The following is a 22,166-nucleotide window of genomic DNA, read 5'->3' as shown; positions in this document are numbered from 1 at the left end:
CCTCGGGTTTCGCGGGGACACCGGGGTGCCGGGCCCCGGGTGGGTCGGGGTGGTCCCGACGCTAGACCACCAACCGGTCGCGGAGAGCGTCACGTTGATCACCGATCGACAACAAGGCTGGCGGTTCGCTGCGCCGTACCGGACCGCTGTCTACCGTCGGTGCCATGGGGAACGAGCCGTTGTGGCGTCGTCCGGGTCGGCGGCCGAGTCGGACCCGGGGCCTGTTGGCGCTGGTCGCCGCCGGTCTCTTTCTCTGCTGTGTCGGGGCGGGCGGGTTGGGCGCCTGGAACTTCCAGCACCTGCGGCAGTCCTCGTCGGCGGCCCAGCAGGAGGCGGAGGCGTTCCTCGACGAGGTCGTCGGCGGCGACCCGGACGGCGCCTACGACCGGCTCTGCGGAGACACCCGCGCACGGTGGAGCCGGGAGGAGTTCGTCCGGCGGCTCGCCGTGCCCCCGACGATCACCCGGTACGACATCGACGACGTCTCGGTCTCGACCGACCAGGGACAGTCGCGGGCGACAGTGGCGGCGAAGCTGACCCGTCGGTCCGGCGCGGTGGACCGACGAGAGATCCCGATGGTCCGCGACGGTGACCGGTGGCGGGTCTGCGGCGACCCGTTCTGACCGCCGGCCACCACGCCCGAGACCGACCCGATCAGGCGCGGCGCCGTCACGGACCGGTGGCCGCCGCGCGATCCGGCTGGGTCAGCGCCCCCGGCCCAGGTCGCCGCTGCGGTAGTGCTGCCGGCAGAGCACCTGGTAGCGCACCTCGGCCTCGTCGACGGTGTCTCCGATCAGGACCTGCTCGCCCTCCCGGGTCACCGCCCCGCCGACCACCCGGGCGTTGAGCAGCCCCTGCCGGCCGCACCAGCAGAGCACCTCGACCTGGATCCGGGTCACCTCGTCGGCGAGTTCGAACAGCCGCTGCGCGGCCGGGAACAGGCAGGACCGGAAGTCGGTGGCCAGACCGAACGCGAAGACGTCGATGTCGTAGCAGTCGACCAGTTCCGCCATCTGCTCGACGTGCCGCACCGTGTAGAAGCACGCCTCGTCGCAGATCAGGTAGTCGATCCGGTCACCGTCGGCGAGCCGGGAGCGGACGAGTGCGCACAGGTCGAGGTCGTCGGTGACCTCGATCGCCTCGTGCGCCAGCCCGATCCGGGTGGTGATCTGCGGGCCGAGTGACCGGTCGATACGGGTCAGCACCAGCCCCCGCCGGCCCTGCCGGGCGTGGTTGTAGTTCATCTGCAGGGCCATCGTCGACTTGCCGCAGTCCATCGGGCCCCAGAAGAACTTCAACGCGGCGCCGTGCCGCAGCCGACCGTCCCCGGCCACGGCGCAGACGGAGGAGAGCATGGACCCGGCGGCGGGCTCGGGGTGGCGGGCACGGCTGTCGTCGGTCACGGTCCGGGAGCCTAGGACAACCGGCGGTTCCCGTTCGAACCGCCGTGCCGATGATCACGCTCGGCCGGATCGGTCACCGTCGGCGACGAGCCCAGTGTCGTCCGACGGTCCAGCCCAGCAGTCGCCGACCGGCGCCGCCGGTGCCGTCCGGGGCGAACTCGCCACCGGCGGCGACGTAGCCGAGCCCGGCCAGCACCGGGGTGAGCAGGTTCCGGGCCGGCTCCGGCGCCGCCCGCAGGTCCTCCCACAGCCCGTCGACCACCGTCCGTGGGTCGTCGCCGCCGGGCAGGCTGAGGTAGCAGACCAGCTGACGCCAGGCGTACCCGATGTTCTTGATCATGGGTAGCGGGCGGGGGTTGCCGGGCAGCCGGCCGGCCAGGACCAGGACCTGGGCGAACGTCCGCCGGGCCAGCGTCGACCAGCCGTCGGCCGGACGTACGCCGACCCGGTGGGCCAGCGTGGCGAGGTTCTGCGTGGTCAGGATCTGTGCCTGTTCGATCACCGTCCCGTTCGCCGCCACCGACCGGCGGCGGCCGTCGACGGCGGCCCGCTCCCGGCAGAGGGTGTCGAAGGCGACCGACGTCGCGGTCCCGCCACCGCCCCGGCCCGGCGACGGGTCCGGGATCCGCAGTACGGCGGCGTAGTCGATGCCGTAGTAGCGGGCGTAGAGGCTGCCGTCGAGGTGTTCGGCGGCGATCTTCGCAGCGCGGAGGAACTTGGTGGAGAAGCGGCCCTCGAAGATGTCCGCGGCCAACTCCTCGACCCAGGGCAGCGGCACCCCGGCCTCCCGGCTGAGCGCGTCCAACTCCCGCAGCAGCGGATTCGGCAGGATCGTGGCGGGGAAGCCGGTCAGCGCGAATTCGCCGAGACGGCGCAGGGTCGCCCAGGCGTCGGAGCGGGCCTCGTCCGTCGTGTCCCGGTGCGCGGTGACCGCCCGGACCCACGGCAGTTCGGTCAGCCGAACCTGGTGTTCGAGGTTGAGCAGCAGCAGCGAGCGGCGGGCCCGGAACGCCAGGTAGTTCGCCGCCATCAGGGACCGCAGCGCCGGGTCGGGGTAGGCGCCGGCGGTGGCCGCGACGGCGATCCGGGGCACCAGGCTGGCCAGCACCTCGGCCGAGGGGACCACGCCGGCCGCGACCAGGTCCGGCACCGTCGCGGCGAGGGCCCGCCGGACGGTCCGGCTGACCGGCTCCGGCACCGGGGTTCCGGCGGGGATCCCCGCAGCGGCCGCCTCAGCGGCGTCGACCGGGCGCAGCACCGGTCCGAGGGCGCGGATCCCGGTCCGCTGCGGCAGGTCGGCGAGCCGGTCGGCGACCACCTGGGCCACCGTGTGGTGCCCGGGGACAGCGGCCTGTCCGGCCTGCCGCTCGCGGAGCCGGGTGTGTGCCGCCGAGCCCGGCTCGCCGCGCCGACGCAGCATCGAGTCGACGGCGTGCTGCAGCAGACCCCGGGTACGCGGGGTGAGGTCGCCTGCGCCGGTCACCTCGGCGAGCGCGGTCCGGAGGATCGCGAGGTTCTCCTTCGGCCGGCGGTGCTTGCCGCAGTACGGGTGGGCGGCGGCGAGGACCCGGTAGCGGTCGAGCAGGGCGCGGGCCCGGGCCAGCCACCGCGGGTCGTACTCGGCGCCGACCCGACCGTCGCGGCGGGTCTGGAGCCACAGCGTCAGCAGGTCGTCGGCGAACGGGTTCCAGACCGTCAGCGCCTCCCGCATCGCCTCGATCCGGGGATCGGGTCCGCGGCCGGCGAGGCTGGAGCGGATCTCGCCGGTGGTGGCCCGCCAGACGATCTCGGGGTCGGGTGCCGGGGTGTCGTCCGGGGCGGGGGCGAACCGCAGCCGGTGGGCGTACGGCGCGATCTCGCGCAACAGTTCCAGCGCGGCGTCCTCGTCGCCGGCACGCAGCAACCACACCAGCACCGGCAGCGCCGCCTCCTCCGGCACCTCCACCCGGTAGCGGCCGGAGTCCAGCAGCGCGTCGAGCTCGGCGAGTCCCGCCTCGCCGAGATGGTGGGCGAAGAGGTCGGCCCGCCGCTCCGGCAGGTGGAACCGCCGCGCCAGGTCGACCTCGTCCGGGCGCAGCGGTCCGCCGGCCAGGGCCTTGCCGGTCGCGAACCCGCCGTGCACCACCTGCGGGGTCACCCAGGCGGGCAGCCCGGCGACCGGGGTGCGGGAGCCGATCCGCAGCCGCCCGCTGGTCATCCCGGTCAGCACCCGCACCCAGTCCCGTACCCGCCGCCCGGCGCGCTGTCGGGTGTCCGGGTCGGGGTGCCCGGCGGCGGTGCCGAGGGCGCGGGCGAGTTCGCCGAGCGGGTAGCCGGCGCCGACCACGGTGTGGTCGGGCCGCACTGCCTCAGGTGCCTGCTTATTCTCCATCGCCAGCGTGGCGGGCTCCGCCCCCGCGCCCTCCGGGTCCCGAGCCCGGTGCTCTGCTGTCTGAGCTACACGCTGTCCCGGCACACCACCGGTGTGTCCCCTGTGGACCGGCTGGTCGTCGGGGTGGCGCCGACGCTACCGTGCCGGGCCGGGCCGGCGGCAGCGGTTTTCCGGCGGCGCCGACCGGCTACAGCCGTTCCGGCGGTACGTTGCCGGCGGCGACGATCGCCCGGCGGATCGGTACCGCGAGCAGCAGCACGAACCCGACGACGAAGAACGTCAGCAGCGAGATGATCGCCACCCGGTAGCTTTCGGTCATCCCGTAGGCGAGGCCGAACAGCAGCGGCCCGAGCCAGCTGGTGCCCTTGTCGGAGATCTCGTAGATGCCGAAGTACTCGGCCTCCTTGCCCTTCGGGATCAGCTGGCTGAACAGCGAGCGGCTCAGCGCCTGACTGCCGCCGAGCACGATGCCGATGCCACCGCCGAGCAGGACGAACGGCAGCGCCTGGTTGGCCGGCAGCCGGAACGCGACCGCCAGCACCACCGTCCAGAGCACCAGGCTGGTCAGGATCGTCTTCCAGGCGCCGATCCGCTTCGCCAGGGCGCCCATCCCGAGCGCCCCGAAGAAGGCGAGGAACTGCACCATCAGGATGGTCGGCACCAGCACGTCGTCGGAGAGGTTCAGCTCCTCGGTGCCGTAGGTCGCGGACAGCGAGATCACCGTCTGGATGCCGTCGTTGTAGACCAGGTACGCGACCAGGAAGAACAACGTCAACGGGTACGCCTTCAGCTCCCGCAGCGTCTGCCAGAGCTGCCGGAACCCGTCGATCAGCAGCGGTCCCTGCGCCGGCCCGGCGGTCGGTGGCCGGTTGCGCAGCCGGAGCAGCGGGATGGTGGTGAACGCCGCCCACCAGACGCCCGCCGAGACGATGCTGTACCGGGCCACCTCTCCGGTGTCCAGCCCGAGCGAGTCCTTGAACAGCACCCCCGCCACGTTGAGCGCCAGCAGGGTGCCGCCGCCGATGTAGCCGATCGCCCAGCCGACGCTGGAGACACTGTCGCGTTGCTCCGGGCCGGCGATCTGCGGCAGGAACGAGTGGTAGACGACGATGCTCGCCCCGTAGGCGATGTTCGCGACCAGGAACAGGCCGGCGCCGAGCAGATACCGGTCGCCGGTCAGGAACAGCAGCCCGATGGTGGCCGCCGACCCGACGTACGCGAACAGCGCCAGCATCTCCTTCTTGCGCGGCGACCGGTCGGCGACCGCACCGACCACCGGCAGGACGAAGACGGTGAGGAAGACCGACAGCGACACCATGTACGGGAACAGCGAACCGGGGGCGATGTCGATGCCGAGCAGGCTGATCCGCTGTCCCCGGCACGGGTCGTCGGAGGCGCAGCCGGCGGCGGTTTTCGCGATCGAGGTCAGGTACGGGCCGAGGAAGACGGTGATGACCGTGGTCTGGAACGCCGAGTTCGCCCAGTCGTAGAAGTACCAGCCGACCCGCTCGCGGCGGTCGCTGGTCGGCGCGGTCTCCGCCGGCGCGGGAAGGGTCTCGGCCATGGTCGGTCCTTCGGCAGGGGGGTCAGGCGGTCCGGTCCGGGCCGACCTGGCGGTCGGTGGGCCAGAGGCCGCGGCTGGCGTACGTCTCGCGCAGAACGTCGACGTGATCGGTCATGATGCCATCCACACCCAGATCCAGTAAGTCGTGCATCTGGGTGGGTTCGTCGATGGTCCAGACGTGCACCTGCAGGCCGAGCCGGTGCACGTACCCGACGAACCGCCGGTCGACCACCGGCACCCCCCGGTAGCGGACCGGGACCTGGGCGGCGACCACCGACGGCGGCAGGACCAGACGCCGGCCGGCCAGCGACGCCAGCCGCAGCCGGGCCACCCCTCGCAGCCCGAGCGAGGTCGCGACCGTCGGCCCGGCGGCCCGACGCAGCCGGGTCAGCCGGGCGTCGCTGAACGAGGCGAGCAGCACCCGGTCGGCGGCGCCGGCCCGCTCGACGGCCCGGACCGTGGCGTCGACCGCGTCGTCGGCTTTCACGTCGACGTTGAACCGCACCTGTGGCCAGGCGCCGAGGACGTCGTCGAGCCGGGGGACCGCGGCGGCACCGCCGACCCGGATGGCCCGCAGGTCGGCCCAGCGCAGGGCGGCGATCCGTCCCGGTTCACCGGTCATCCGCTCCAGCGTCGGGTCGTGGAACACCACCGGCACCCCGTCGGCGGTGGCGTGCACGTCGGTCTCCACGTACCGGTAGCCGAGCCCGACCGCCCGGGCGAACGCCTCGGCGGTGTTCTCGTCACCCCGGGCCGCCCCGCCGCGGTGCGCGAAGGCCAGCGGGGTCGGCGCGTCCAGGTACCCGAAGTTGTGGATCATTCCGCGAGTATGGCCGGCCGGGTTGACCACCGGGTGGCCGGTGGGCGGCCGACGGTGAACGTTCGACCGGGCCGGGGCGGCGGGACAGTATGGTGTCGGCCATGCGGCTGCTCGCCATCGACTTCGGCACCTCGAACACGGTCGCGGCGGTACGCGGCGGCGACGGTCGACCCCGGCCGCTGCTCTTCGACGGCACACCGCTGCTGCCGTCCGGGGTCTGCCTCGACCGGACCGGCGCCCCGCTGACCGGCCGGGACGCCGAACGGGCGGCCCGGCTGGACCCGGCCCGCTACGAGCCGCACCCGAAACGCCGGATCGACGACGGGACGGTGCTGCTCGGCGACCGGGAGGTGGCGGTGGTCGCGCTGGTCGCCGCGGTGCTGCGCCGGGTCGCGGTCGAGGCGGGTCGGCAGCTCGGCGGCGTCGACGAGGTGCGGCTCACCCATCCGGCCGGGTGGGGGGAGCGTCGCCGGTCGGTGCTGGTGGCGGCGGCCGGTGACGCCGGCCTGCCGACCCCGACGCTGCTCGCCGAACCGGTCGCGGCGGCCGCCTACTACGTCACGGCGCTCGGCGCCGCGCTGCCACCGGGCCGGGCCCTCGCCGTCTACGACCTGGGCGGCGGCACCCTCGACCTGACCGTGGTCCGCCGCACCCCGGACGGCTTCGAGGTGCTGGCCGAGGCCGGTGACGCCCAGTTCGGTGGGCTCGACGTCGACCAGGCGCTGGTCGAGCAGCTCGGCCGGGCCCACGCCGGAGACCGGACCGGGCTGTGGCGCGGCCTGCTCACCCCGGCCGACGTCGAGGGCCGCCGCCGGCGGAGCCTGCTGTACGACGAGGCCCGGGCGGCGAAGGAACTGCTGTCCCGGGCGGCGAGTGCCGAACTGCACCTGCCCGGGTTGGACGTCCGGGCGCACGTCACCCGGGAGGAGTTGGAGTCGCTGGCCGAGCCGCTGCTCGCGCCGACGGTCGACGGGCTTGCCCGGGTGGTCCGCGGGGCCGGTCTGGCGCCCCGGGAGCTGGGCGGCATCTTCCTGGTCGGCGGGTCGAGCCGGATTCCGCTGGTGGCCCGGCTGATCCACGCCCGGCTCGGGGTCGCGCCGACCGCCCTGGAGCAACCGGAGACGGTGGTCGCCGAGGGGGCGCTGGCCGATCCGCCGCCGTCGACCGTGACGACGACGTCCACACTGTCGTCCGGGTCGACGGTTCCGGCCGGGTCGCGGCCGTCGACCGGGACCGGGACGGTGGTGTCGTCCGGGACCGGGACACCGTCCGGGGTGGTGACCGCGCCGGTGTTCACGACGGCTGCCGGTACGGCACCGGCCGGCCGGTTCTGGCACGGTGCCAGCGGTGCGCGCTGGACCGGTGTGCTGGCCACACTGGTGGTGGTCGCGCTGGTAGTGCTGGTGGCGGTGGCCGGCGCCGACTGAAACCCGGGCCGGCCACCGCCGACCCGACTCAGGCGGGCGACTCGGTACGGTCACCGGCCCACTGGGTGTGGAAGCTGCCCTCGTCGTCGACCCGACGGTAGGTGTGGGCGCCGAAGTTGTCCCGCAGTCCCTGGATCAGCGCGGCGGGCAGCCGGTCGCGGCGCAGCCCGTCGAAGTAGGCGAGCGAGGAGGCGAAGGCGGGGGCGGGCACCCCGGCCTGCGCCGCGTAGCCGACGATCCGCCGCCAGCTGGCGATGCTCTGCGCGACCCCGTCGGCGAAGTACGGCGCCACCAGCAGCGTCGGCAGCTTCGGGTCGCTGTCGTACGCCTCGCGGATCCGGTTGAGGAACCGGGCCCGGATGATGCAGCCGCCGCGCCAGATGGTCGCCAGGGTGGCCGGGTCGACGCCCCAGCCGTACTCCTCGCTGCCGGCGCGGATCTGGTCGAAGCCCTGCGCGTAGGCGACGATCTTGGAGGCGTAGAGGGCCCGCCGGACGTCCTCGACGAAGGCGTCCCGGTCGACGTCGCCGGCCGGGGTCACCCCGGTCGTGTCGGCGAAGGTACGCCGGGCCGCCGACCGCTGCTCGGGGTGCCCGGACAGCGAGCGGGCGAAGGTCGCCTCGGCGATGCCGGTGATCGGCACCCCGAGGTCGAGGGCGCTCTGCACCGTCCACCGGCCGGTACCCTTCTGCTCGGCCTGGTCCTCGACGACGTCGACGAAGGCGGTGCCGGTCCGGGCGTCGACGTGCCGCAGCACGTCGGCGGTGATCTCGATGAGGAACGACTCCAGGTCGCCGGTGTTCCACTCGGCGAAGATGTCGCCGATCTCGGCCGGGGTCGCACCGAGCCGTTCCCGCAGCAGGTCGTACGCCTCGGCGATGAGCTGCATGTCGGCGTACTCGATGCCGTTGTGCACCATCTTGACGAAGTGGCCGGCGCCGCCGGGCCCGATGTGCGCGCAGCAGGGTACGCCGTCGACCTGGGCGGCGATCGACTCGAAGATCGGACCGAGCTTGCGGTACGCCTCCTCCGATCCGCCGGGCATGATGCTCGGCCCGAGCAGGGCGCCCTCCTCGCCGCCGGAGACGCCGGTGCCGACGAAGTGCAGGCCGCGTTCCCGCAGCGCGGTCTCCCGCCGCTGGGTGTCGGCGAAGTGGGCGTTGCCGCAGTCGATGACGATGTCGCCGGGTTCCAGCAGCGGCACCAGTTCGTCGATGACCGCGTCGGTGGGAGCGCCCGCCTTGACCATGACGATGACCGCCCGGGGCCGCTCCAGCGACGCGACGAAGTCGGCCAGCGACTCGCTCGGCACGAATGTTCCCTCGTCGCCGTGTTCGGCGACCAGGCTGCGGGTGCGTTCCGGTGACCGGTTGTGCACCGCGACCCGGTGTCCGTGCCGGGCGAGGTTACGGGCCAGGTTGCGACCCATGACCGCGAGACCGGTCACACCGATCTGCGCGGTCGCCTCCGGACGGTTGGCCGTCGTCTGCTCTGTCATGTGTGTCGCGGCGCCCGACCGTCACGGCCGGGTGGACGCCGCTTCCCCCTTCCGGGAATCGTCGTGCCGGGGCCGTCGGGGCCGGCCGTTCTCCAGTATCCGCACCGACTTCGGATGAATCGGGCGAACCACGTCGTAAGTAAGATCACCACCTGTGTTGCCGGCGTCCGGGCCGGCCCGGCCCCTCACCGGTCCTCGGGCTGCTGCCAGAACCGGGCCAGGCTGCTCGTCGCCGGATCCTCCGAGGCCGCCAACGCCGACCACGGGTCACCGTCGACCGGCAGGCCCTCCGCCGCGTAGGCGGCGAGCTCGTCCGGTGCCGGCCCGGATTCCGCCGTCGGCTCCGGCGCCGGTACGTCCTCCGGCCGCCCCAGCAGCTCCGGATCGGTCCACGGGAAACCGTCGACCGGCTCCGGCGGCGGGATGTCCGCCGGCCAGCCGACCAGGGTCTCGTCGACGACCGGCCAGGCCGCCGGGTCGCCGTACGGGCCGAGGTCCGGGTCGGCGCCGACCGGCGGACCAACCAACGGGTCGCCGCCCACCGGCTCGATCGACGACGGGTCGCCGTCCGGCTGCTCGGCCGGACCGAATCCTGCCTCGGCGTACGCATCCACGGAGCCGAAACCGGTCTCGGCGTACGGGTCGGCACCGGCCGGAGGGTTCGCCGCGCCGAACCCGTCCACCGGCTCGGCCGGCTCGAACCCGTCCGCCGGACCGTCAGCGTCGAACCCGTCCGCCGCGTGGAAACCGTCGTCGTGCTGGTCGAAGCCGTCGACGGTGTGGTCGTCGGGGTCGTCGAAGTCCGGCTGGTCCGACGGCCAACCGCCCCAGTGGTCCGTCATCCGCCCGTTCCCCTCGTCTCGGTCGCCGGTGCCGGGGCGAGCGTCCGGGCCCGCTGCAGCACCTCGTCGACCTGCTTGATCCGGGCCCGTACCGCGTCCCGCTCCGCCTGGGTCGCGGCCCGGCGCCGGGCCCGACCGGCCTGGTCCTCGGCCGCCGCCGCGTCGATCTCGGCGATCCGGGCGTCGAGTTGACGCAGCCGCCGCTCGATCGCGTCGTCGAGGGCGAGCGTCAGCGCGTACTGCAGGTCGGTGAACCGGTGGGTGATCTCGTCCGACAGCGCCGCCCGGGCGTCCGCGACCACCTCGCGCAGCCACATCCGGGCCTGCTGGCGGTCACTGGTCACCCGCCGCCGGTAGAGGATGAACCCACCGGCGGCCAGCCCCAGCCCGAGCCCGGCGAACGGGACCAGCAGACTGCCGCCGACCAGCGCGCCGGCGCCGAGCGCGGAGGCACCCGCCATCGCGCCCCGACCGGCCATGAACGCCATTCCGCCGGCCGACAACGCGATCATCATGTTGTCCGCCCCGCCCTCCCGACGTGGCTTGCTGGCCAGCGCGTGCCGCAGCGTCGCGTTCAACCTGCCCAGCACGAACCCCAGCTCGTCGGGTTGGAACACCTCGGCCAGCACCCGCTCGCCGACCTGCCGGAACCGGACCTCGAGGTCGGCGGAGAGGCGAATCGACAGGGCGTGCAGCGCCTCGTCGACCTGCTGCGGCAACCCCTTCAGGTCGTCGCCGCGCGCCGAGTCGATCCGGTTCAGGAACTCCTCCTGCAGTCCGCCGACGTAGCCGCGCAGCAGCCCGGTCGCCTCGACCCGGGCCCGCTGCGTCTCCGCGCTCAACGCCAGTGACCACTGTCGCGACTCGGTCCGTTTCCGGGCCGCGACCGCCGCCCGTTCCTGTTTCACCCGGGCTGCGTCGGCCGGGTCCGGGTCGGTGGCCCGCAGCCGCTCACCGATCCGCAGGTCCACCGAGACCAGTTCACTGCGGACCGTACGCAGCACGTTCGCCTGCCGCAGCAGGTGCCCACGGCCGGCCAGGTCGACCAGGGCGTGCTGCAGCGCGGTGATCCGCGACTCGCGGACCAGCTCACCGGCGGCCTGCGCCGGCACCGTCCGGGCGAGTTCGGCGAGCCGGGCGGAGACCGGGAACCACGGGGCGGACCCGAACCGGGGTGCGTGCGCCTGCAACTGCGCCCGGTTGTCGGCCAGGATGGTCCGCCACCCCGGATAGGCGTCGACCTTGGTCAACCCGAACACCACCAGGTTCACCCGCTTGCTCGCCTCGATCAGGAAGTCCAGCTCCGGCTGGGCGAACGGGGCGGCGGCGTCGACCACGAACAGTAGCGCGGTCGCCTGGGCCGCCGCCTCGAGCGCGATCTGCGCGTGCGCCGGGTCCAGCCCGCCGGTGCCCGGGGTGTCGACCAGGCTCAGGTACTGCAGCAGCGGCGCCGGATGGGTGACCTCGATATGCCGGGGCGGTCGTACGTCGTCGGGCAGCCGCCCCAGCGGTGTCGCCCAGTCCCGCAGCTGCGACACCTCCAACGGCACCGGTTCGGCCTGCCCGGGCAGCCACGCCCGGGCGCCGGCCTGCGGGCCGGGCACAAACTCCAGATAGCAGGCGGTGGTGACCGCGACGTCGACCGGCGACAGCCCCGGCACCCCGACCAGGGCGTTGACCAGGGAACTCTTTCCCCGTTTTGTCTCGCCCACGACCACGATCGTCGGCCGGGTCACCACCCGGCGACGGAGCTGGTCGACCTCGGCCGCCGCGTCCGGCGCCACCTTCCGCAGGTACGCCAGCCCGACGTCGACCGCACCGCCGAGCGCGGCACCCATCGCCGCCTCGCCACCGGCACCGGCACCGGCACCGGTGGTACGGGTGCGCGGGGCCGGGGCCACCGGGCCGCTGCCACGGGTGCCGGCGCCGGTGCTCACCGCAGGCTCCCCTCGGCCCGGACCCGCTGCGACAGCAGGAAGAATCCCCGGTGCGCCACCTGGGCCACCCGGGACTGCGCCGGACTGGCACCGGCGACCGCGTACACCCGCCACCGGGTGGCGGCGTCCAACGCGGCCCGGGCCAGCTGGTCCGGGGCGGCCGCCGGAAGACCCAGGATCCACCCCGGGTCGGTGGAGAGCGCAAGCCGGGTCAGTTCCTGCTCCATCGGCTCCGGCAGCTCCACCGAACCGGTGATCACCAGCTGGGCCACCTCCAGCAGCCGCAGCCGGTGGTACTCCGGCTGCTGCAGCAGCTGCTCGATCGCGTCCCGCAGCAGCTCCCGGTCCTCCGGGCGGGGCGCGTGACCGGCCAGCCGGTCCAGACTCGACAACCCCCAGCCGGCCTTGATCGCGTCGGTCCGCCAGCGGAACGCCTGGTCCAGGGTGTTGCGCAGCCGGGGGAACCCGGACGCGGCGAACAGCAGCCGGACCAGGTCCCCGCTGGCCAGCTGCGGCTGGGCGACGAACTGCGCGATCGCGAACCCGATGCCGTAGAGGTCCAGCAGCCGCAGCAGTCGTTCCCGCTGCTGTCGCGGCACCGGACAGTCCCGGGAGGTGAACAGGTCCACCGAGGCGAGCAGCACCAGCCGTTCGGCCTGTGGCAGCCGGGCGATGGTCCGCAACGCCTCACAGTCGGCGGCGGTCAGCCGGCCGGCCTCGGTGGTCTCGGCGAGCAGTCCCACGATCGGCACCACCTCCGACACCACCCGGCGCAGCACCGCGCTCTGGTCGGCGGCCAGCGGACCGGCGACCGGCCACGGGTCCGCCGCCCCGCCGACCAGCTTGTCGACCTTGTTGAACAACCCGATCGAGTTGATCGGGTTGCTGGCCAGCCGGGCCGACACCGACCGGAACGCCTCCAGCGCCGCCACGTCGTCGTCGCGGACCGACTGGGTGAAGACGTAGACGATCGCCTCGGCGCCGGCGATCGCGCCGACCGAGTCGGCGTCGATGGTGTCGTCGAACGGTGCGCCGGCCGACTCGAACAGCAGCCGCCGGGCGCCGGCGCTGACCGACGTGTTCGTCGACGCCAGGCCGGGCGTGTCCAACACGGTGAGGTCCCGCAGGTGGTCGCTGGTCAACGTCACGTCGACGTACCCGATCTCGGTCCGGGGCACCCCCAGCCGCTGCGGGATCATGCCGGCGTCGTCGAGCGGCAGACTGATCCGCCCGCCGTCGCGGCGGACCACGTCGACCCGGTCCACCGTGCCGTACCGAAACTGGGTGACGATCCGGGTGCACTCACCCACCTCGGTCGGCGCGACCCGCCGACCGATCAACGCGTTCACCAGCGTCGACTTGCCGGCCTTGAGCCGGCCGGCGATCGCCACCCGCAGCGGCTCGTCGAGCCGGCGACGCACCGCCAGCACCTGCTGGGCGGTGCCGGCGTCGAGCCGTGGACCGGCCTCGTCGCAGAGCCGGGCGACGCGGACGCTGAGCGGACCTGGGCCCATGACTCGTCAGCCGGCGGTGCGGTCGGCGAGAATGGGGGATACCCGGTGGTGGCACGCGCTCATCTCGTCAGATGTCCTTCCCGACACACGGCGGCAGGGGCGGGCTGCACCTGCCGGACCCCACACTATGAATATCCTGCCGGCGCAGGATCCCATGTTCGTGCCACCGTCTCACGCCGACGGTGGCGACCGACCCCGGCGGGGAGGAATCGTTGCGGTACGCCGCCCCGGTCGGTGACCCGCCCGACCAGTACCGGCCCCGGCAGGCGCCCGACGCCGGCCCGCACCCGGCAGCCCCGGACGTCGTCGAGGTGGGGTCGGCGCTGCTCGCCACCCCCGGCCTGGTCGTGCTGCACAGCGGGCCGGGCGGCGGACGCAGCAGCACCCTGGCCCGGCTCGGCACGGCGTTCCGCGGGCCGGTCTTCGCCGGCGGCGGCCTGGCCAGCCTGCCCGCCGAGCCCGGATTCGCGCTGGCCCGGGCGGTCCGGGTCCGGCTGCCCGCCCACGACCCGGCGCTGCTGGCCGAGGCGGTCCGGTCCCGGGTCCGGGCCGGTCTACTGCTCCTCGACGACCTGCAGTGGGCCGACCCGGCGACGCTGGCCGCCCTGGTGCCGCTGGCCACGCACTGCCGGGTCGCGGTGGCGCTGCGTACCCCGCACCGGCTGCCGTCGGCCGCGGTCGACGCGCTGCGGGCTGCGGCGACCGGCTGGCTGGCCGTGCCGCCACTCGACCCGGCCGCCGCGACGGCGCTGGTCGGCCGGGTCGCCCCGGCGCTGCCGCCGACGGCGGTGGCCGAGGTGGTCCGGCGCGCTGGCGGGGTGCCGCTGGCGGTGACGACCCTGGCCCGCCGGGCGGTCGCCCGGGAAATCCGCCCCGACGACGGCCGGGCCAGGTCCACCCCGCCAGCCCTCGACGTCGACCAGGTCGGATATGCGGTCGCGACGGCACTGGCCGACCTGACCCGTCCCGCCCGTACCGCGATGGCCGCGCTGGGGCTGCTCGGCCGCCCCGCCGACCGTCGGCTGCTCGGCGCCGGTGTCGACGAACTCGCCGCCGCCGGGCTGGTGACCGTCGACCCGGCCGCCGGCGGCCCGGTCGTCGCGGCGGTGTCGCCGTACGTCGCCGAAGTGGCCGCCGGGCTGCTCGACGACCCCGGTCGGCGGGCGTTGCACCGGCGGATCGCCGACCTCGTCCCGGCCCCGGAGGCGGTCCGGCACCTGGCGGCGGCCGGTGACAGCGTCGACGCGTACCGGCGGGCGGTGGCCGCGACCGCGACCGCCGACACCGTCGGTGAGCGTGCCGACCTGCTGCTGACCGCCTGCGGGCTGCCCGACGTCGACCCGGAGCCGCCGGTGCGGCTGGCCGCCGCCCAGGCCGCGCTGGACTGCGGCCGACCCCGGGCGGCGGCCCGGGTGTTGACCACCGCGACACCGCTCGGCGTCGCACCGGACCTGCTGCGCGCCGAGGCCCTGGTCCAGCTCGGCGACCTGGCCGCCGCCGGGGCGGTGGTGGCCCGGATCCCGGACTCGGCCACCCCGGACCAACGCGCCGCCCGGGACCGGATCACCCTCCTCGTCCAACTCGGCACCGATCCCGACGCCGCCACCCGCACCGCGACGGATCTCGTCGCCCGGTACGGTCCGGAACCCGCCCATCCGGGGCTGCGCGCCGCCCTGGCCGCCGTGCGGGCCGCCGGTCGCGCACCCGGCTGGGAGACCGGACTCGCCTCGGCCGCCGCCGCGACCGGAGCCGCCGGTGACCCGCTGTCGGCCCGCTGGGCCGCGTGGCTGCTGGTCGAGACCCTGCTCGCCGACGGTCGGCTGGTCGAGGCCGGACAGGCGGCCGAGGCGGCCGAGCGGGCCTGCGCCGTCGACCTGGCGTACAGCTGGCAGACCCGGTTCCTCGCGGCCCGGCTGTGGTGCGCGGCGCTACGCGGCGGACTGCCGGCGCTGTCGGCGGACGAGGCGGCCCGCCGGGCCGCCGACCTGACCGACCGCACCCTGCCCGGGGCGGCGCGCGGCTACGCGACGGCGGCGGCGGGCCTGGCCGAGGCCGACGGCGGTCTGCTCGGCCCGGCCCGGGCCCGACTGGCCCGGGTGACCGACCGGGCCGGGGCCGCCGGCGCGCTGCTCGACTGGGTGGGCCGGGAGGCGGCCTGGCTCGACGGCCAACCCGAACACGCGGTCGGCGGGCCGGCCGACGGGTCGACCCTGGTCGACGGCCTGCGTCGGATCACCGCCCACTGGGCGGCGTACGACACCCGTCGGCCGGCCGGCCCGGATGCGCCACCCGGCGACGATGCCGGCGCCGGACCGCCCGCCGGATCAGGCGACGACGCGGGCGTCGACATCGGCGGGCCCGCCGGGCCGCCCGCACCGGTGCGCCGGACCCTGGCCGCCTGGACCACGCCCGGCGGTGACCCGGCCGGGTTCACCCGGGCCGCCACCGACTGGCGGGACCTGGCGGTCCGCGAGGAGGTCCGCTGCCTGCTCGCCGCCGGCCTGCACGATCCGGACCCGACCCGTGGGGTCGCGACGCTGCTCGCCGCCGAGGAACGCGCCGAGCAGGCCGGCCTCGTGGTGCTGCTCGGCCGGACCCGGCGGGCCCTGCGCCGGCACGCGGTACGCCGCGACCGGCGCGGCGGCCGTACCGACGGCGACCTCACCGACCGGGAACGTGAGGTGCTGCGGCTGGTCGCGGCCGGCGAACCGACCCGACGCATCGCCGGTCGGCTGGGCATCTCCGGCGAGACGGTGGAGACCCACGTCCGCTCCGGGATGCGCAAACTCGGTGCGCGGACCCGTACCGAGGCCGCCGCGCTCGCCTTGGAGATGCGGTGACCGGTGATGGAGGTGCCGTGATGAGTGATCCGCCGCGCTACGTCCTGCCGTCGGCGTCGGACGCGACCACGGTGCTGCGCCGACTGGCCCGCGCCGGCTGGCAGACCCGGGAGGGGTTCGCGGTCACCGAGGCGGGGTGGGACCTCGCCGCCGCCCGGCTGGTCCTGTTCGGTCGGGTGCCGGACCCGGAGACGGTACGGCTGGCGGTGCTCGCCGCCGCCCGGGGCGCCGGGGTGGTGGCGATCGTCGACCCGGCCGGCGACCTCGGCCGGGCCCTGGTCGACGACCTGGGCCGGATCGGCCCGGTCCACCAGGACCCGGACCGGGAACCGGAGACAGCCCCTGACACCGAGTCGGCGCTGGACCGGCTCGTCCCCGAACAGCGGGCGCTGCTGGAACGACTGGCCGACGGCGAGACCATCGCCGCCGCCGCGGCCGCCGAGTTCCTGTCGCTGCGGACCGCGAACCGGCGGATCGCCCAGGCCCGCCAGGCGCTCGGGGTCCGCACCACCCGGGAGGCGGTCCTCGCCTACCTGCGGCAGCGCCGCCGCCCCGGCTGACACTTATTCGGTGGTCCGTCCTCGACGCCAGTGCGTACCGTCGTCGATCACCGCGTCGTCGAGCACCGGATCGGACCATGCGTACCGCCTATCCCCGTACCCCGCACCTGCCGTGGTCGCCCGGGGCCACCCCGGACGACGTACGGGCCGACGGGTTGGCGGAGCTGGTGGGGCGCCAGGTCGTCGTCACCGAGAAACTCGACGGCGAGAACACCACGATGTACGCCGACGGGCTGCACGCCCGGTCGCTGGACTCCGGCCACCACCCGTCGCGTACCTGGGTCAAGTCGCTGCACGGCCGGATCGCGCACGCGATACCGGCCGGCTGGCGGGTCTGCGGGGAGAACGTCCACGCCCGGCACTCGATCGCCTACCGGGATCTGGAGAGCTGGTTCTTCGCCTTCTCGGTCTGGGCCGGCGACCGTTGCCTGGACTGGGACTCCACGGTCCGGTTCACCCGCCGGCTCGGGGTGCCGGTGCCGCCGGTGCTGTGGCGGGGCCGCTTCGACGAGCGGCTCCTGCGCCGGCTGCGGCTGGACCTGACCAGCCAGGAGGGGTACGTCGTGCGGACCGTCGACGGGTTCACCCTCGACGAGTTCCCCCGCCGGGTCGGCAAGTGGGTACGCCGTGACCATGTCCGGACCGACCGGCACTGGATGCTCGCCCCGGTGGTGGAGAACGGCCTGAGCCCGCGTGCCGCGCTTTGGCAGGTCCGTTCGGGTGGTACGCCGGACGTGCCGGCCCTGCTCGCCGCGCTCGGGCTGACCGGCGCCGACCTGGTCCACCCCGCCACCGCCCGATCGGCCAAGTCGACCGCGGCCGGAACGGCCCCGGAGGTGGCGGCGGTCGACCGGGCCCGGCTGGTCGTCGCCGACGTCCACACCCGACTCGGGCTGCTGGGCCGCTCCGGTGACGCCCGGCTCGCCGGCGTCCTCGCCGCGTTGTGCCACGGCGCCGACCGGTCCCGGCTGGCGCCCCGGCTGGTGACGCCGCTCGGTATGCCGCTGGCCCGCCGGGTCGCGGACCTGGTCGGCCTGCACCGCCGGCTGCACCGGCCGTTTCCCGATCCGCAGCGGCGGGCCGGGCTGGTCCGGTTGGCCGGCGCGGCCGACCTCGGGATCCTGCACGCGCTCGCCTCCGCCGTACTGGTCGGCCGCCGCCACGACGACGATGTGGTCGCCGCCGCCGAACAGGTCGGCTGGTCCGAGCTGTACGCCGACGACGCCGGGCTGCTCGCCGAGGCACCGCTGGAGCCGTTGCGCGCCGGGTTACGGGACGCGCTGTCCGCGCTCGACCCGGACACCGCCGACCGGTGCTGGGCCGAGGCCCGCGAGACCTATGCCGACGGGCGGATCGGCACCGTCGAGGAGGCGGTCGCGGCGACCTGGCGGTGGCGCGACGGCCGGTTCCCACGCCTGGTCGTCACGGTCGGCCCGTCCGGCAGCGGCAAGAGTTTCTTCGCCGCGGGCCTGCCGGGCGTCGCCGGGGTGGTCTGTCGCGCTGGGTACCGGCCGGCTGCGCTGGCTCGACGATGTCGGGTCGCCGTTTCCCGCGACCGCCGCGTCGCCTGCCCCGACGGTCGGCTCGGCGTCGGCCGCCACGACTGCGGGGGAGCGGCGACGGATCGTCCTGGCCCGCCAGGTGGTGGCCGGGATGCGGGGCGCCCTGCCGAAGGCGGTCGTGCACGTCGTCGGGTCCCGCCGGGTCGGCTGCGCGCTGCCCGGCGCCGACCTGGACGTGGTGGTGGCGGCGCCGGGCACGGTCGACGCCTCGGCGGTCCGAACCCGGATCGCGGTGGCCCTGCCGGCGGCGGCCGGGCTGCGACCGGTGGTCGGCGCCCGGGTCCCCGGGCTGCGCTTCTCCGTCGAGGATCTCACCGTCGACGTGGCGGTGGTCGCCACCGGCGACGTGCCGCCCGTCGAGGCGGTGACCCGGCGCGCCGAGGTGGGCGGGTCCGGCGCGATCGCCCTGAGTGCGGTCAGCGACGCCGACGCGCTCCGGGCCGCGGTCGGCGCGGACCGTACCCGGTTCGTCCGGCTGGCCCGGCAGGTGAAGGCGTGGGCGTACGCCCGGGGGTTGGACAGTGCGCCGTTCGGCGGGCTGCCGGGGCTGGCCTGGACGGTATTGGCAGCGCGGACGGTCCTGGCGGCGCGGGACGCCGAGCACACCGACTCCCGGCCGCTGCTCGGGCGTTTCTTCGCCGACTGGGCGGCCTGGGACTGGCGGCAGCCGGTCGCCCTGGACCCGACGGCCATCGACCTCGCCGCTCCGGAGGCGGTCACCGACGACGAACCGGCGGTGCGGATCCTCACCCCGAGCGCGCCGGTACGCTCCTGCAGCGGCCAGGTTGACATCGGCGGGCGGGACCTGCTGACCCGGGAGCTCTACGCCGGTTGGGAAATCGTCGAGGGCACCGGGCCGGACGCCGATCCCTGGCCCGCGCTGCTGGCCGCGCCGCCGCTGCACCGCCGGCACGCCGCCTGGGCGGTGCTGACCGTCCGGGCGGTCCCGACCGAGGCGTACGAGGTGACGTCGGGCCGGGTACGCGGGCGGCTCCGGGCGCTGCTCGGTGTCCTGGACCGGGCCGGGGTGTCGGACGTGCACGCCTGGCCCCGGCCGTTCGAGACCGGTCCGGGGCTGACCCGGTTCGCGATCGGGCTCGGTCCGGCGCCGCCGGACGGGGCCCGACTCGCGGCGCTGGCCCGGCCGTGGCTGGTCCAACTGCCGGGCGCGTCCGTCGACCGGCGCGACGGCGGCGACCTGCCGACCCTGCGCTGACCGCGCCACCGGCCCTGGCGACCGGTGTGTCGGTGTCCGGTGGTCGATCGGGCTCGTGTTCAGCCGTGGCCGCGCACGAGCGGCAGGAACACCTCGTCCACGATCTCGACCAGTACCTCGTCGGGCACGGAGGGGTGGCCGCGCATCGCGTATTCGGCGCGCAGCAGCATCATCGGCGTCGTCGCCACCCGGTGGTGCGCGGCCGAGGCCGGTGCCTCGCCCCGGGCGGCGGCGCGCTCCACTATCGCCAGCCACACGCGATCCATGGTGTCCCCGCCGGACCGCTCCCGCATGAGGGTGAGCAGCTCGGGGTCGTCAGCCGCGGCGGCGAGCAACCCGCGCAGGATCGCCCCGTGCGGCGACGACCACGTCTCGTTCGCCCGCCGAAGCATCTCCAGCGCGTCGCCCCGCAGGGTGCCCGTGTCCGGATTCGGCATCACGGCGTCGGACAGGTGACGGTACGCGGCGACGCCCAGTGCCGCCCGGTTCGGCCACCGGCGGTAGATGGCGTTCTTGTTGGTCCCGGCCCGGGCGGCTACCCGGTCCATGGTCATCCCCGGGTAGCCGGACTCACGCAGCTCCTCCGCCGCCGCCTGCAGGATCGCCCGCTCCAGCTGCTCGCCCCGGCGCCTCGTGCCCACACCTTGCAGGGTACTGGACGTACCTTATAGGGTACGCGGAGTACCTTAATGGGCGAGGAGAGCCGTTCGATGCGTGTTTTCGGCATGAACTACGACACCGGTTTCGTGAGCGCGGGGTCCACGACCCACGAGCCGTTCGACCCCGAGAACGTGCGGCGTGACCTGCGCGTCATCCGCGACGAGCTGCACTGCGACGCGGTCCGCGTCACCGGTGGGCTCCAGGACCGGCTCGAACTGACCGCCGGGTTCGCCGCCGAGGCCGGACTCGAGGTCTGGTACTGCCCGTTCACCAACGGCCTCGATCGCGACGCGCTCATGGCGTTTGTGCTCGACGGCGCGGAGCGGGCCGAGCGGCTGCGGCGGAGCGGGGCGTCGGTGGTCTACCTCACCGGCTCCGAGATCGCCATCTTCACCGACGGTTTCCTACCCGGCCGCGACCTGGCCGAGCGCATGGCGCTGTTCACCGACCCGATGCGGATGCGGGAGGCGGTCCCGGCCGCGCGTGCCGCCGTGGGCGACTTCCTCGCCGAGGCGGTGCCCATGGTGCGGAAGCGGTTCGGCGGTCCCGTCAGCTACGCCTCGATCCCACTGGAGGCCGTGGACTGGGCGTTGTTCGACATCATCGCCAGCGACGCCGGGTACCGCGACGCGACCAACGCCGCGGCGTTCCCGCAGACCCTGGCGGCCGCGGTGAGGCAGGGTAAGCCGTACGCGGTGACCGAGTTCGGCTGCTGCACGTTCCGTGGCGCGGCCGACGTCGCGGGCGGGGCGGAGCCGGTGACGTTCGACGAGCGCGGCCGCGCCGCGAAGCTCACCGCGGAACTGGAGCGCGACGAGGAGGGCCAGGCCCGCTACCTCGTGGACCTGCTGCGCGACTACGAGGCCGGCGGGGTGGAGGCCGCGTTCGTGTACACGTTCGCGAACCGGCACCTGCCGACCACCGCCGACCCGGAGCACGACTTCGACCTGGCCGCGCGCGGGATCGTGCGGGTGCTGCCGGACGGCTCGTGGACACCGAAGGCCGCCTTCCACGCCCTTGCCGCGTACGGCCACTCGCGCACGCGGCGCCGGTCGGCCGCTTAGGCGTCCGATCCGGCGGTGGGGCGGCGTCGGTGCTGACGGCGGGTCTCGGTCGGTCGGGTCGGGTCGACGTACCGGGGCAGGTCCGGTTCGTCGGGGCGCAGCGGGACGAGGGCGGCGGTGACCGCGTCGATGATGGCGTCGGTGGCCCGGTTGGCCGCGCCCGGGACCCGGGGGTCGATGCCGGTCAGGTCGACCGGCGGGCCGAAGTGCACCCGGATCACCGGCCGGCGGGGCAGGGCCCGGGCGAGCGCCCGAACCATGCCGCGTGGCGCGCTGTACGGGAGGATCTCGTGCGCTCCCCACTGCGCGACCGGTACGACGGTGGCGCCGCTGGCGAAGGCGAGCCGGGCGGTGCCGGTCTTGCCTCGTTCCGGCCACATGGCGGGGTCGAGTCCCATCCGTCCCTCGGGATAGACCAGCACGACCGAGCCGCAGGCGACCGCCGCGGCGGCGTGTTCCAGGGCGAGGCCGACGGTGGGGGTGCGCCGGTCGACCCGGATGTGTCCGCTGGCCCGCATCGCGGCGCCGACGATCGGGGCCCGGAACACCCCACCGGTGGCCATGATCCGGGGTGCGATCCGGCGTACCCGGCAGGCGGCGGTCAGCACGATCGGGTCGAACGGGTTGATGTGGTTGGCGGCCAGGATCAGCGGCCCGTTCCGCAGGTGGTCCGGTACGTCCCCGCTGACCCGCAGCCGGGCGACGAGCCCGACGACGCCCCGGGCGAGCACCTGGAGGAGGAGCCAGAAGCGGGGGGCGCGCCACGGCTCGGCGGTGCGGGTGTTGGTGTCCATCAGCGGTCGATGGTCGCACGGGTGGCCCGGTCGCGGGGACCGGGGCGGTGGCGCCTCGCCGGCGGGAGGGTGACCGACCTCCCAGCGCCGCCGT

16 protein-coding genes, 1 tRNA gene and 1 pseudogene are annotated in these 22,166 nt (G+C 74.9%); 7 read left to right on the top strand and 11 right to left on the bottom strand.

What is annotated here, in order from left to right; genetic code table 11:
• Positions 1–164 precede the first annotated feature (164 nt).
• Positions 165–623, top strand: coding sequence for a hypothetical protein (locus tag ABGB05_RS28085; protein WP_347656920.1), 459 nt, complete (start codon positions 165–167; stop codon positions 621–623).
• A gap of 81 nt (positions 624–704) precedes the next feature.
• Here ABGB05_RS28085 and ABGB05_RS28080 read toward each other — a convergent pair whose 3' ends face one another.
• The 5 genes from ABGB05_RS28080 to ABGB05_RS28060 all read right to left on the bottom strand — a co-directional run bounded on the left by ABGB05_RS28080 (position 705) and on the right by ABGB05_RS28060 (position 6,158).
• The gene (locus ABGB05_RS28080; protein WP_347656943.1) at positions 705–1,355 is read right to left on the bottom strand and encodes a thymidine kinase; all 651 of its coding nucleotides are present in this window, start codon (positions 1,353–1,355) and stop codon (positions 705–707) included.
• Between the two features lie 121 nt (positions 1,356–1,476).
• Positions 1,477–3,774 (bottom strand): hypothetical protein, encoded by a 2,298-nt coding sequence (locus tag ABGB05_RS28075; protein WP_347656919.1) that lies wholly within the window; start codon positions 3,772–3,774, stop codon positions 1,477–1,479.
• Between the two features lie 2 nt (positions 3,775–3,776).
• Positions 3,777–3,849 (bottom strand) — tRNA-Pro (locus ABGB05_RS28070).
• A gap of 112 nt (positions 3,850–3,961) precedes the next feature.
• The gene (locus ABGB05_RS28065) at positions 3,962–5,338 is read right to left on the bottom strand and encodes an MFS transporter (RefSeq protein WP_347656918.1); all 1,377 of its coding nucleotides are present in this window, start codon (positions 5,336–5,338) and stop codon (positions 3,962–3,964) included.
• Positions 5,339–5,360: 22 nt separating this feature from the next.
• On the bottom strand, positions 5,361–6,158 hold the full coding sequence (locus ABGB05_RS28060) for a glycerophosphodiester phosphodiesterase (RefSeq protein ID WP_347656917.1): 798 nt from the start codon (positions 6,156–6,158) through the stop codon (positions 5,361–5,363).
• A 101-nt stretch (positions 6,159–6,259) separates the two neighbouring features.
• Between ABGB05_RS28060 and ABGB05_RS28055 the strand changes: the two genes are divergently transcribed.
• Positions 6,260–7,585 (top strand): Hsp70 family protein, encoded by a 1,326-nt coding sequence (locus tag ABGB05_RS28055; RefSeq protein WP_347656916.1) that lies wholly within the window; start codon positions 6,260–6,262, stop codon positions 7,583–7,585.
• Positions 7,586–7,613: 28 nt separating this feature from the next.
• Here ABGB05_RS28055 and gndA read toward each other — a convergent pair whose 3' ends face one another.
• From gndA to ABGB05_RS28035, 4 genes are all read right to left on the bottom strand, one after another.
• Entirely contained in the window at positions 7,614–9,083 is a 1,470-nt protein-coding gene (gndA, locus tag ABGB05_RS28050) for an NADP-dependent phosphogluconate dehydrogenase (RefSeq protein ID WP_347656915.1), read from the bottom strand.
• Between the two features lie 185 nt (positions 9,084–9,268).
• Positions 9,269–9,925, bottom strand: coding sequence for a hypothetical protein (locus tag ABGB05_RS28045; RefSeq protein ID WP_347656914.1), 657 nt, complete (start codon positions 9,923–9,925; stop codon positions 9,269–9,271).
• Entirely contained in the window at positions 9,922–11,862 is a 1,941-nt protein-coding gene (locus ABGB05_RS28040; RefSeq protein WP_347656913.1) for a dynamin family protein, read from the bottom strand. The genes ABGB05_RS28045 and ABGB05_RS28040 overlap by 4 nt, the downstream gene beginning before the upstream one ends.
• Positions 11,859–13,376 carry a dynamin family protein gene (locus ABGB05_RS28035; protein WP_347656912.1) on the bottom strand — a complete coding sequence of 506 codons (1,518 nt, stop codon included), beginning with the start codon at positions 13,374–13,376 and terminating at the stop codon, positions 11,859–11,861. The genes ABGB05_RS28040 and ABGB05_RS28035 overlap by 4 nt, the downstream gene beginning before the upstream one ends.
• Before the next feature lie 182 nt (positions 13,377–13,558).
• Here ABGB05_RS28035 and ABGB05_RS28030 point away from each other — a divergent pair, with 182 nt between their 5' ends.
• The 4 genes and pseudogenes from ABGB05_RS28030 to ABGB05_RS28015 all read left to right on the top strand — a co-directional run bounded on the left by ABGB05_RS28030 (position 13,559) and on the right by ABGB05_RS28015 (position 19,554).
• Complete coding sequence (locus ABGB05_RS28030) at positions 13,559–16,216, top strand: LuxR C-terminal-related transcriptional regulator (protein ID WP_347656911.1); 2,658 nt, start codon at positions 13,559–13,561, stop codon at positions 16,214–16,216.
• A gap of 20 nt (positions 16,217–16,236) precedes the next feature.
• Positions 16,237–16,776 (top strand): LuxR family transcriptional regulator, encoded by a 540-nt coding sequence (locus tag ABGB05_RS28025; RefSeq protein ID WP_347656910.1) that lies wholly within the window; start codon positions 16,237–16,239, stop codon positions 16,774–16,776.
• Positions 16,777–16,853: 77 nt separating this feature from the next.
• Positions 16,854–17,387 (top strand): annotated as a pseudogene (locus ABGB05_RS28020) (RNA ligase family protein); the annotation flags it as partial.
• A 559-nt stretch (positions 17,388–17,946) separates the two neighbouring features.
• A complete protein-coding gene (locus ABGB05_RS28015; RefSeq protein WP_347656942.1) occupies positions 17,947–19,554 on the top strand; it encodes a poly(A) polymerase in 1,608 nt (535 codons plus the stop codon).
• 59 nt (positions 19,555–19,613) lie between these two features.
• Here the strand turns inward: ABGB05_RS28015 and ABGB05_RS28010 are convergent, their stop codons facing one another.
• A complete protein-coding gene (locus ABGB05_RS28010; RefSeq protein WP_347656909.1) occupies positions 19,614–20,195 on the bottom strand; it encodes a TetR/AcrR family transcriptional regulator in 582 nt (193 codons plus the stop codon).
• A gap of 69 nt (positions 20,196–20,264) precedes the next feature.
• Here ABGB05_RS28010 and ABGB05_RS28005 point away from each other — a divergent pair, with 69 nt between their 5' ends.
• Positions 20,265–21,278, top strand: coding sequence for a hypothetical protein (locus ABGB05_RS28005; protein ID WP_347656908.1), 1,014 nt, complete (start codon positions 20,265–20,267; stop codon positions 21,276–21,278).
• Here ABGB05_RS28005 and ABGB05_RS28000 read toward each other — a convergent pair.
• Positions 21,275–22,072 carry a lysophospholipid acyltransferase family protein gene (locus tag ABGB05_RS28000; protein WP_347656907.1) on the bottom strand — a complete coding sequence of 266 codons (798 nt, stop codon included), beginning with the start codon at positions 22,070–22,072 and terminating at the stop codon, positions 21,275–21,277. The genes ABGB05_RS28005 and ABGB05_RS28000 overlap by 4 nt on opposite strands.
• Positions 22,073–22,166 lie beyond the last annotated feature (94 nt).

The sequence above is a fragment of the Plantactinospora sp. B5E13 genome, assembly GCF_039871775.1.
Lineage (GTDB): Bacteria > Actinomycetota > Actinomycetes > Mycobacteriales > Micromonosporaceae > Plantactinospora.
The sequence above is the reverse complement of the archived record's forward strand: the minus strand, read 5'-3'. Positions and strand labels throughout refer to the sequence as shown.

What these genes read in the sequence shown, in the direction of transcription:
- ABGB05_RS28035 (WP_347656912.1), bottom strand. Translation starts at nt 13,376, where the DNA reads ATGGGCCCAGGTCCGCTCAGCGTCCGCGTCGCCCGGCTCTGCGACGAG.
- ABGB05_RS28005 (WP_347656908.1), top strand. Translation starts at nt 20,265, where the DNA reads ATGCGTGTTTTCGGCATGAACTACGACACCGGTTTCGTGAGCGCGGGG.
- ABGB05_RS28080 (WP_347656943.1), bottom strand. Translation starts at nt 1,355, where the DNA reads ATGCTCTCCTCCGTCTGCGCCGTGGCCGGGGACGGTCGGCTGCGGCAC.
- ABGB05_RS28075 (WP_347656919.1), bottom strand. Translation starts at nt 3,774, where the DNA reads ATGGAGAATAAGCAGGCACCTGAGGCAGTGCGGCCCGACCACACCGTG.
- ABGB05_RS28060 (WP_347656917.1), bottom strand. Translation starts at nt 6,158, where the DNA reads ATGATCCACAACTTCGGGTACCTGGACGCGCCGACCCCGCTGGCCTTC.
- gndA (WP_347656915.1), bottom strand. Translation starts at nt 9,083, where the DNA reads ATGACAGAGCAGACGACGGCCAACCGTCCGGAGGCGACCGCGCAGATC.
- ABGB05_RS28045 (WP_347656914.1), bottom strand. Translation starts at nt 9,925, where the DNA reads ATGACGGACCACTGGGGCGGTTGGCCGTCGGACCAGCCGGACTTCGAC.
- ABGB05_RS28000 (WP_347656907.1), bottom strand. Translation starts at nt 22,072, where the DNA reads ATGGACACCAACACCCGCACCGCCGAGCCGTGGCGCGCCCCCCGCTTC.
- ABGB05_RS28085 (WP_347656920.1), top strand. Translation starts at nt 165, where the DNA reads ATGGGGAACGAGCCGTTGTGGCGTCGTCCGGGTCGGCGGCCGAGTCGG.
- ABGB05_RS28065 (WP_347656918.1), bottom strand. Translation starts at nt 5,338, where the DNA reads ATGGCCGAGACCCTTCCCGCGCCGGCGGAGACCGCGCCGACCAGCGAC.
- ABGB05_RS28025 (WP_347656910.1), top strand. Translation starts at nt 16,237, where the DNA reads ATGAGTGATCCGCCGCGCTACGTCCTGCCGTCGGCGTCGGACGCGACC.
- ABGB05_RS28055 (WP_347656916.1), top strand. Translation starts at nt 6,260, where the DNA reads ATGCGGCTGCTCGCCATCGACTTCGGCACCTCGAACACGGTCGCGGCG.
- ABGB05_RS28015 (WP_347656942.1), top strand. Translation starts at nt 17,947, where the DNA reads ATGTGGTCGCCGCCGCCGAACAGGTCGGCTGGTCCGAGCTGTACGCCG.